The 10,288-nt window shown below is 58.9% G+C and carries 9 protein-coding genes; 5 read left to right on the top strand and 4 right to left on the bottom strand.

Features of this window, described 5'->3' with window-relative positions; genetic code table 11:
* Positions 1 to 168: 168 nt before the first annotated feature.
* Positions 169 to 642, bottom strand: coding sequence for a MarR family winged helix-turn-helix transcriptional regulator (locus ACN0TA_RS04920; RefSeq protein ID WP_417580386.1), 474 nt, complete (start codon positions 640 to 642; stop codon positions 169 to 171).
* A gap of 105 nt (positions 643 to 747) precedes the next feature.
* Between ACN0TA_RS04920 and ACN0TA_RS04915 the strand changes: the two genes are divergently transcribed.
* The 4 genes from ACN0TA_RS04915 to ACN0TA_RS04900 all read left to right on the top strand — a co-directional run bounded on the left by ACN0TA_RS04915 (position 748) and on the right by ACN0TA_RS04900 (position 5,312).
* Positions 748 to 1,956, top strand: a complete 1,209-nt coding sequence (locus ACN0TA_RS04915; RefSeq protein WP_417580384.1) for an HlyD family secretion protein — start codon at positions 748 to 750, stop codon at positions 1,954 to 1,956.
* Between the two features lie 10 nt (positions 1,957 to 1,966).
* Positions 1,967 to 3,001, top strand: coding sequence for an FUSC family protein (locus ACN0TA_RS04910; protein ID WP_417580382.1), 1,035 nt, complete (start codon positions 1,967 to 1,969; stop codon positions 2,999 to 3,001).
* A gap of 225 nt (positions 3,002 to 3,226) precedes the next feature.
* A complete protein-coding gene (locus ACN0TA_RS04905) occupies positions 3,227 to 3,658 on the top strand; it encodes a universal stress protein (RefSeq protein WP_417580380.1) in 432 nt (143 codons plus the stop codon).
* A 73-nt stretch (positions 3,659 to 3,731) separates the two neighbouring features.
* Entirely contained in the window at positions 3,732 to 5,312 is a 1,581-nt protein-coding gene (locus ACN0TA_RS04900) for an alanine/glycine:cation symporter family protein (protein ID WP_417580378.1), read from the top strand.
* 154 nt (positions 5,313 to 5,466) lie between these two features.
* Here ACN0TA_RS04900 and ACN0TA_RS04895 read toward each other — a convergent pair whose 3' ends face one another.
* On the bottom strand, positions 5,467 to 6,000 hold the full coding sequence (locus tag ACN0TA_RS04895) for a TetR/AcrR family transcriptional regulator (protein WP_417580376.1): 534 nt from the start codon (positions 5,998 to 6,000) through the stop codon (positions 5,467 to 5,469).
* A gap of 90 nt (positions 6,001 to 6,090) precedes the next feature.
* On the opposite strand from ACN0TA_RS04895, the gene ACN0TA_RS04890 reads away from it, so the two are divergent.
* Positions 6,091 to 7,611, top strand: coding sequence for an MFS transporter (locus ACN0TA_RS04890; protein WP_417580374.1), 1,521 nt, complete (start codon positions 6,091 to 6,093; stop codon positions 7,609 to 7,611).
* A gap of 188 nt (positions 7,612 to 7,799) precedes the next feature.
* Here ACN0TA_RS04890 and ACN0TA_RS04885 read toward each other — a convergent pair whose 3' ends face one another.
* Positions 7,800 to 8,183 carry a VOC family protein gene (locus ACN0TA_RS04885; RefSeq protein ID WP_417580372.1) on the bottom strand — a complete coding sequence of 128 codons (384 nt, stop codon included), beginning with the start codon at positions 8,181 to 8,183 and terminating at the stop codon, positions 7,800 to 7,802.
* Positions 8,184 to 8,305: 122 nt separating this feature from the next.
* Positions 8,306 to 10,180: a glucose/sorbosone family PQQ-dependent dehydrogenase gene (locus ACN0TA_RS04880; protein ID WP_417580370.1), complete on the bottom strand. Its 1,875-nt coding sequence runs from the start codon at positions 10,178 to 10,180 to the stop codon at positions 8,306 to 8,308.
* Positions 10,181 to 10,288: the final 108 nt, after the last annotated feature.

Here is a 10,288-nt window from a genome sequence, read left to right as displayed (position 1 = left end):
TGCGCCAGCCGGCATTTTCGCACCGTCTGGGTGCGTAGATGCAGCGCGACGCAGGTGTCTTTCCCCGGGGAGATGCAATGTCGGGTCAAGCGGCTGTTGCACTCTTCGGGCGTATCCTTGCTGGCTCATTTCCCAATGTGCGCAAATAGCTCTTGAAGGAGCAAGCGGTCAGTCGGTCGGCGCGCCCTTGCCTTTGCCACGCTCTGCGAGCGCGTCCGTACGCGCCCGCAACCCGTGCAGAATGTCGCCAAGGAAGCGTTTGACCACATCGAGTTCCTCGCCCGAATATTGCGCGAGCACGGTTTCATGGAGCGGTTGTGGCCCACGCGAAAAGGGCCGGAACCGTTCTTCCTGTGTCGTGGGGCCCAGCGAGAGCAATGTCACCCGACGATCCGTGGGGTGCTGGCTGCGCGTCAGATAACCTTCTGCTTCGAGCCTGTTGATCATGATGGCGGTCGCTCCGCTCGACATGCCCAGGTGCCTGGCCACGGCCGATGGCGTCGCCTCCTTGCCGTGGCTACGCACATACCCGATAGCCATCATGTCAGAGAGATTGAGACCCGCCGCCGCCGAGTAAGCGCGGTAAGCCCGGCTCATCTCATCTGTCAGGTCACGGACCAGGGCGTCGATGTCATCGTTCATGCAGCATTTCCATTTCAGAATACCTCTAATGCAAAGATACTATGTTGCAAAGCTAAATAGTTCGCCTTAGATAGCAGCCAATCATTGCACGATCAGGGTAGAACAATGGCGCAGGCAGCTCCACACAACGATGACAAAATCCAGTCCGAACTCACCAGTTCAGGCTCTGTCGCGCCGTTTCGATCCGAAATGTCCCGCGAGGTAACGCAGGCACCCCAACCTGCCGACACCGCATCCGAACCCGTGCCGCCACGCAGCCGACGCAAGGCGCGCCTTTTCGGCCTTGGCATTCTGGTTGCATTGGGTGCCTGCATTGCCTGGTATCCGCTCTCTGACCATCACGCACCCTATTCGGGGGGCGGGTCACTGGTTGGCGACGTCACCCAGATCGCGGCGCGGGTATCAGGTCCGGTCTCCCAGGTTCTGGTCACCGACAACTCCGAGGTTCGCGAGGGGCAGCCCCTATTCCATATCGATGAAACGACCTTCCTCATGGATGTGGCCCAGGCCAGCGCGCAGCTTGACCAGACAACGGCCTCGATTTCGTCGGCTGGCGCCGCTATTCCGACAGCGCGCGCCAAGGTCGAGCAGGCTGAAGTCGGCCTTGCCAACGCTCAGGAGACGCTCGATCGCACACTGCAATTGTTTGACCGCGAGCTGACCAGCACGGCCCAACTCTCCCAGGTTCAGGCCAATTTCGACACCGCCGAGCTTAACGTGACTGCTGCCCGAGCCGAACTCGAGCGCGTCACAGCCTCGGCCGGCCCACTCGACGACACCAATCCCAACATCCGTGCTGCGCAGGCCGGTTTGGAAAAGGCACGCTTTGGTCTCGACAATGCCACGGTGCGCGCGCCGGCCGATGGCTATGTCACCAACCTTTCGCTCACGCCGGGTCAGTTCGTGGGCGCAGGATCGCCAGTCATGACGTTTATCAGCGAAGGCCGCGACACTGTCATCGCCGACTATCGGGAAAACCAGTTGGTCAATGTCAGCCCTGGTGACAGGGCTATCGTCATCTTTGAGGCAGCCCCCGGTCGACAATTCGAAGGCACTGTGGACAGCATTGCCTGGGGCATCAGCAATGGCCGTGTCTCGAGCAATGGGCTGGCGCAATCGTCGACGGATAGCCGCTGGTTTCCTCCAGCCCGCAAGATCCCGGTCCGCATTGTCATCGACGATCCCGACGCCCTGCCCGCCAATGTCCGGCTCGGTTCGGAAGCCGGCGCGCTGATTGTCCCCGATCAGGGTCTCATTCCCGCAATCGCCCAGTCCCTGCTCGGCGTCCGCGGCATGATTTCCGGCTTTAACTAAGGCCATTGGCATGGAACAGCTTCCTCGCGTTGACCCGCTCGAAGATCCCTATCTGGCGCTGCGCACCGCGCTGACCGTCGCGTTGTGCATCCTGTTGGCCGAACCTATGGGCATTTCCCAGCCCATGATGCCCGTCGCCATCGGCATGAGCATGTTGTCGAACCAGCGCGGCGGATTGAATGTGCGCACTTTCGCGGGCCCACTGGCGCTGCCTGTCATCGCCATCGTATTCAGCTGGATCGCCGCCGTCACCGTTGGCGAACCCATGCTGTTTCTGGCCATCAACATCCTTCTGGCTGCGGGCGGTCTGGCGCTCATGCTGTTTCGCGGCTCGCGGGCGGGCATGTTGCTCACCGTCTTTCCGGCGATGATGTCCATGTCGGCGCTCTATAGCGAATACGCGCTTGCTGCCATTCGCGACAGCATGGTCATTGGCGGGGTGCTGGTCGGCGCCGGCGCCGTGCTCACCAACATCCTTTTTCCGCCAACCACGCGCCGCATCCATGTCGAAACGCCGCGACCGCTCAAATCCGATACGCCCATCGCAGAACTCGCCATTAGGATCGTCGTTTATTTAGCGACCCTGCTGGTGACCTTCTCGACCGGCAATATGAGCATGCTGATCGTACCGATCATGCTTGTCTTCATCTGTTCCGAGCCTGACAGGGGCGGCCGTATCGAGCAAATCGTGGATCGCGGCGGCGGCACCATTGTGGGCAGCGGCGTCGCAATCGTCGCGCTGGCCATCTACTATCTGGTTCCCCAGTTCGCCGTTCTGCTTTTGGTTTTGACCGCCATCACCTACTTCCTCATCGAAGGCATGACGTGGGGGCGCAACAGGCCGCAGTTCTATCAATATGTCTGCTCGGTCGCGCTTGTGATGGTCCTTTCCTCGGTCACCGGCACCAATTCTGCGTTCGAAGTGGTGTTTCAGCGCATAGTTCTGACAATGGGCATCATGCTTGCCGGCATTGCGCTGCTCTCACTGCTCGAGGCAATATTTGTCGCGCCAAAGCCCCGTCGCACCGCCAGCGCCGCTGTCTGAACTGCTTGTGCCGCGCTGTTGAAAACAACACGCAGTGCGGCCGCCAATCCCGGCCAAGTCTATAAAATCGAGACTCTGCGACAATTTGCGCTTAACTTTACGTTAAGGGGTCAAAACTTGAATGCCGGGCTATCACGGACATTAAGCAACCAGATGGCGCCCTAGAGCGGCGCAATGCCCCTTCATCCGATCCGTGCGTGCCTTGGCGCGTTGAGGGGAAAATGGATGTCGGACATCTATATTGTGGGCTTCGATGGGACCGAAGCTTCGGGCCGCGCTGCCGATCTCGCAGCCGACCTCGCCAGAACATCGGGTGCAACGCTGCATTTCGTGCTGGTGCTCGAATGGTCACCCTACAGTTTTCTAAGTCAGGAAGAGCTGGCCGAGCGGCATAAGAGACGCGAGGAAGAACTCCTGCGCGCCGCCAAAATTGTCGAGCCGGTCGCCGCCAAATACAGCGCCACTGGCCTAACCACGACCCATGAAGTGCGGTACGGCCACGCCGGCGAGATCATCGCGGGCATCGCCAGATCCTCGGGAGCCAAGCAGATCTTTGTCGGCCGCCAGGGCTCAAGAAAGCTCTCAGACCGCCTTCTCGGCGGACTGACCATGGCGCTCGTCCAGATCGCAACGGTACCGGTCACTGTGGTCCCGTAAGGGTCGCATCCAATCAGACTTCGCCCAGGCCGACGGCAAAACGGCATGGTGCGAAAGTTCAAGGGGACAAGAAATGAGAAATCTGTTTTTGGCACTGGCGCTGCTGCTGCCGCTGTTCGCGCTACCTGCATCTGGGCAGGAGGAAGAAAATGAAGGGGCCGCCGAAGTCGCCATCGAAGCTCAGGAGACCATCGAGCAAACAACCCGTACAGTCGACATGATCATCAACGACGCGATCTCCCCGTTTTCAAACGCGGTCGTCAGCGTCATTTTCTTTTCAGTGCCTATCGCTGGCGTGGACTTCCCGCTCATCGTTGGGTGGCTGGTCATCGCCGCGACCGTGTTCACCCTCTATTTCGGGTTTATCCAGTTCAGGGTTTTCGGCCACGCCATCGCCCTTGTGCGCGGTGATTACGCCGACCCCAACGACGCCGGCGAAGTTTCACACTTTCAGGCACTTGCAACGGCGCTGTCAGGCACAGTTGGCCTTGGCAACATAGCCGGAGTTGGAGTTGCCATTGCCGTCGGCGGACCCGGCGCGACCTTCTGGATGATCCTTGCTGGCCTTTTGGGAATGGCATCGAAATTCACCGAATGCACATTGGGCGTCAAATATCGCAATGAACTGCCAGACGGCCGCGTATCGGGCGGGCCGATGTACTATCTGTCCAGGGGACTGGCCGAGCGCGGCATGGGCGGGCTGGGCAAGTTCTTTGCAGTGTTCTTCGCCATCTGCTGCATCGGCGGCGCGCTTGGCGGCGGCAACATGTTCCAGGCGAACCAGTCGTTCCAGCAGCTCGTCAACATTTCTGGCGGCAATGATGCAAGCCCGCTGGCCGGCTATGGCTGGCTGTTCGGGCTGGTCATGGCCTTGATCGTTGGCGCCGTTATCATCGGCGGCATCAAGTCGATTGCCAAAGTCACCGAAAAGATTGTGCCCTTCATGGGGGTTCTCTATGTCGGCACGGCGCTCATCATCATCTTGATGAATATCGGCAGCATCGGCTGGGCATTCTCCCAGATCATAGGCGGGGCGTTCTCGCCAGAAGGTGTCGCTGGCGGCGCCATCGGCGCACTCATCCAGGGCTTTCGCCGGGCAGCGTTTTCCAACGAGGCCGGGATCGGTTCGGCGGCCATCGCCCACTCGGCGGTCCGCACGAAAGAACCTGCTACCGAAGGCATTGTCTCGCTGCTTGAGCCCTTCATCGATACCGTCGTGATCTGCACGATGACCGCGTTGGTCATCATCTTCACCGGCGCTCTCGATACCGGGCTTACAGGCGTGGACCTGACATCGGCAGCCTTTGGCGCGCAGTTCAGCTTCTTCCCCTATATTCTGGCGCTGGCCGTGCTGTTGTTTGCGTTTTCGACAATGCTCAGCTGGTCCTATTACGGCCTGAAATCGTGGACCTATCTGTTCGGCGAAGGCAAAACCAAGGAAAACACCTTCAAGATCATCTTCTGCGTCTTTGTCATCATCGGCGCCTCGATGAGCCTTGGCCCGGTCATCGACTTCTCGGATTCGATGATCTTTGCAATGGCACTGCCCAACGTCATCGGGCTGTACCTCCTGATGCCTGTCGTCAAACGCGAAGTGAACCAGTACTTCGCCAAGATCAAATCGGGCGAAATCAGGAAAATGAAGGGACACTAGAGGGGAACCTCACCACCCTGAGATGACATTTGCGGAAGGGCGAGGATAATTCTCGCCTTTCTCATTGCGGGCCGGATCTGGCAGGCGCTTCTGCAATGGGGTGGAAAGGAGACGGTCGGCTTATCGGGACAATGACTCCGGAAGCTGCACTCTGTTAGGCATCATCGTCGGATAACAGAGCTTCGATATCATCGAGCTGCGACTGCCAGTCCACCCCGTCATCAACGCCCCAAATCCGTAAGGTGAAGAGCCCTTCCACAGCCAGAAATGCGGTTCTCGCCGCTCGCGCCTCTCGTGACTGTCCCATTTCATTCAGGATCGAACGGTACCAGTCTGCTGTGTGCAGGCGGTTCTGAGGATTTTGCATGTAAGCGATCATAAGGCCGGCCATCTTTGCGTCGATGGCACCTTGTGACGAGCGCATTGCGGCAATGTAGCTGCGGACAAATTCCGTCGGAGTCGAGCTCCCGACATCGCGGACAAGGGCATCGAACTGGGTGGTCCACCGGTCGACAAGGCCCTTCACCAGGTCATCCTTGGACGCAAACGAATACTGGACGCCGCCCTTTGAAATCCCCGCCGCTTTGGCGAGGGCGTCAATCGTCAGCGCTTGCGGTCCCTCGGCATTCACGATGTCTTCTGCCATCGTCAAAAGGCTGTCGCGGCTGATTGTCGGTTTCCGTCCCATTCATTTTCCTTCACGCAAATCAAACATCGCGATTGAAATCCATACGTATGTATTTATATGGGGCGGGTCAATTTTCAATCAGGTGTGTCAATGTCCGCCCCATACCGTGACCCCAGGCGCTGGCTGGTACTTGTCGCCGTCATGCTCGCGTTTCTTCCTGTCGTTATCGACATGACTGTGCTGCACGTCGCTGTGCCTACTCTAACGCAATCCCTCGGCGCCTCCAGCACTGAGGTCCTGTGGATCATCGACATTTATCCCCTGCTGATGGCTGGGTTGCTTGTCCCGATGGGGACACTCGCCGACCGGATCGGCAACCGAAAAGTGATGCTGACGGGCCTCGTGATCTTTGGCGCCGCCTCCGTTCTTGCCGCCTTTTCGCAGAGTGCTGGGATGCTCATCGCTGCGCGCGTTCTGCTTGCGCTGGGCGGCGCGATGATCGTACCTTGTGTTTTGGGAACCATTCGCCGCACCTTTGAAGATGACGGTGAGCGCGCGATCGCACTGGGACTGTGGGGCACTGTTGGATCTGCGGGTGCTGCCGTGGGGCCGCTCGTTGGTGGTGGCCTTTTGGAACATTTCTGGTGGGGTTCGGTCTTCCTCATCAATGTTCCGATCATGCTGCTGGTTGCGCCGACGTGCTATTTCCTGTTGTCACGCAATGAGGTGACCTCGCCTGGCAAGTGGGCCCTCGGTCAGGCACTGCTGCTCATCGCGGGCATGATTTCCCTTGTCTACGCGACAAAGGCGGGGATTGGCGGCAGTCATTCTCCTTGGATAATCACGCTGATCGTCGCTTTCGGCGTGTTTTTGCTCTCGCTTTTCGCCAGAAAGCAGATTCTCTCGGACAATCCGATGCTCGACCTGTCCCTGTTCTCCCATCCGGCAATCGTCGCTGGCATCGTCATGGCCCTTGTTGCGACGGGCGCACTGGCGGGTGTCGAACTGACTCTCGCCCAGGAGCTGCAATACGTGATTGGCAAGTCGCCGCTCGAAGCCGGTATTTTCATGGTCCCGATCATGATTGCGGCTGCAATCGGTGGTCCCGTTGCTGGCGTCTTGTCCAACACATTTGGCCTGCGTCGCGTGGCATCACTGTCGCTGCTGATGGGCGCCGGTACATTGGCTTATCTTGGTAGCGCAGACTTCCATAATCCGGGACTGCTCGTACCGGCCGCCCTTGCGATGGCCGGTCTCACCCTCAGCATCGGACTGACCGCATCATCCATTGCCATCATGGGGTCTGTCCCGCCCGAGAAAGGCAGCGCTGCGGGGTCGTTGGAGGGAACAGGCTATGAACTGGGAACCGGCCTCGGCATCACCCTCTTCGGAGTGTTCATGGCCATGATTTTCAGCCGTGCGCTTGAAGTTCCCCCCGACCTTGCATTGCCGCTGGCGCAGCAGGCGGGCCGTTCAATCGGGGACACCTATCTGGTTGCAAACCAACTTCCTGCCGAACAGGGCGCTGCTCTCATAGCGGCAGGCAAGGCGGCCTTTAGCGCGGCACATGTCACCTTGTTGTCAACGGCGGCAGCAGTGATCGGCACCTTGGCCGTTGTTGTGTACTTCCTTTTAGGGAGCTATCGCCCAACAGAAAACTCTACCCATTGACCATGATATCCATTGCCGGGCAGCATCCGGGCCGCCCGGCATTGGCCCCATGGGACCGCCGACTGCTCGCCTATATTTTCGCGAATAACCGGGCTGTAAGTGGTAGCATTTGGGAACTTGCCGCGCCCTCACAGCCGACCGAAATGGGGGTCGGAACCAGCAATCCCGCCCTCTCTGCTACTCTTTTCTCAAGCACTGTTCAGATGCAGAATGTTCCCGTCGGGGTCCTTGAACCAGACCATCTTGAAATTACCTGAACTGTGGATTCCGTCTTTATAATCGACGCCCATTTCAGGATAGTGCTCGAAACTAATGCCCTTTTCGCGAAGCTGGGCGACGATTGCCTCGATATCATCGCCGCAATCCCAGACTACGGCGTTGGCCGCGTTGGTGCCGGCAAAGTCGGATGGATAGACGAGCAGGTGCGTGCTGCCCGTCTTGTAAACCAGAACGCCGCCCATGCCGTCCTCTTCCAGGGCAAGCCCGAGCGTTTCACTGTAGAACTTGCGCGCCACTTCAATGTCGGCGGTGGCTACGATGGCAGACGAATGCTTGTCCTTTAACTGCGCCATGATGGTTCTCCCTTAGCGATACACTTCAAGGACGCAACGCGTCATTGCGTTCCGACACCCAGCCAAGAAAAAAGGCGGGATCTCTCCCGCCTTTCAATATCTCTGTCGTCAAAGCGTAGCGCTTAGCGGGCCGCTTCGACCTCTTCAGTCGTCAGGACGCCGAAATCATTGCCCCACGAGTTGCGGATGTAGGTGCCAAGCTGGGCAACGTCTTCGTCGCTGAGCTGATTGCCGAAAGCGGGCATATAGCCAAAGCCATGGATCAGCGTGTTGGCAACGAAGCTGGCATCGGCCAGGTTTTCGTTACCGGCCAGCACTGCACCGGCGCCGCCCTGTCCGCCAGCGCCGTGGCAGCTGGCGCAGTTGGCGGCGAATTTCGGTGCGCCTGCATTGGCAACAGCGGCAACATCGGAATCGCTGGTGATCGCATCGGCAGAAGCCTCGTCGCCTTCAGCTTCCTTACCGGTGTTGGGATCTTCCCATTCCGCCGGCCCCGCTTCGCCGCCAGCTGCTGCATCGCTGCTGTTGCCTTCGACGACACCAAGTCCACCCCCGTCTTCACCATAGGTGAACATCAGGATCGAGCCAGGGTTGTGCAGCACCGAAGTGTTGAGACCCTCGCCGAACTTCTGGGCTGCCGAACCGAAAGCGTCGGTTGCGATGAACACAGTCTTGCCGTCCGGCGAAACGATGACGTCACGATACCGGTTCTGCGTGCTCAACCAGGCTTCCGGCAGACCGTCTGCTTCCTGGCCGTCCTCAGTCAGGTGCTGGACATAAAGCGTGCCATGCTTGAGCGTCGGGATGAGGACAGAGTTGTCCCATTCGGCAATACCGTCTTCTCCAGCGCCGTAATACAGAATGGAGGACGGGGCGACTGTGGGATCACAGATATAGCCACAGATCTGGCCGAACTCGTAACCGTCTTCGACAGTGAAGAACGTCGCGATCGGGTCGATCATGTCGCCCTCGAAATCGCTTTCCTTGAACTGCGGTACGGAATCGGGAATCGGCGTTGCGTTCCGGTCGACACCTTCGGGGCCTTCGCTCCAGTTGATATAGGTGTAGGCTTGATCGTCGATGAAACCGGCGACGCTGGGCCAGCCATAGTCGCCACCGGGCTGGATGATGTTAAACTCATCGTCACTGGCCGGGCCATGTTCGGCTTCGTAGAGCGTTCCGTCGGGACCGAAAGCGATACCCTGCGGGTTGCGGTGACCGTAGCTCAGGATGTGGCTCTTGACGCCATCGATCTCAGGATTGTCGTCGGGGATAGAACCATCGAGGTTAAGGCGAAGAACCTTGCCCGAATATGTACGCCAATCTTGGTTGTCGACTTCGTCCTGAGTCGGCAGAGCCTGGGCCAGGTTCGGACGCTGATAGTTACGGCCGAAGTTGGCGCCCTGCTCACCGATCGAATAATACAGCTTGCCATCAGGACCGATCACCACGCGACCGGCATTGTGGTCGTTCCAGGCCGGCAGCCCGTCGAGCACGATCGTCGGATCGACGAGTTGCTGGAGATTGCTGTCATAGCTGTAGCGCACGATCTGTGCAGAAGGATCGGGCTCTTCTTCTGTACCGTTGTTGATCGTATAGCCGATGAAGACGTAGTCGTTGCCGGTGCCTTCGAGCAGCTCGGGGTGCAGCGCCATGCCGAGCAGCCCTTCATGCTGAGGGCCGGTATAAACGTCTTCGAGCGTCAAAAGAAGCTGCTGTGCGCCGGTCGTGGGATCGACACGGGTGACTTCACCGCTGGTGCGCTCGGTCAGCCAGATCATGTCGTCGGGCCCCCAACGCATAGCCCAGGGATTGGACAATCCGGTTGTCAGTACACGCGAAGAAAAAAGCGAGCTATCACCGCTTTGAATTTCAACCGGCGTCACCTGCGCAGAAACCAAGCTTGTGGACAGCATGAGGGCCGCGGCAATCGCGCCTCCCATAAACGCTGTCGCAATCGGAGCCCGGCCCCCGCGTGCTTTATGTCGCGTTGCCATGAGCATTCTCCTATGAATTTTCTTGAAATCGTCTGTGAGGATACGACCGCTAATAGGCGGCGCAGATGCCCGCGCATACAACGTACAAGCGGGCGACAGGTTCCACTA

Origin of the sequence: Pelagibacterium sp., from assembly GCF_048264985.1 — a bacterium.
GTDB lineage: Bacteria > Pseudomonadota > Alphaproteobacteria > Rhizobiales > Devosiaceae > Pelagibacterium.
The sequence above is the reverse complement of the archived record's forward strand: the minus strand, read 5'-3'. Positions and strand labels throughout refer to the sequence as shown.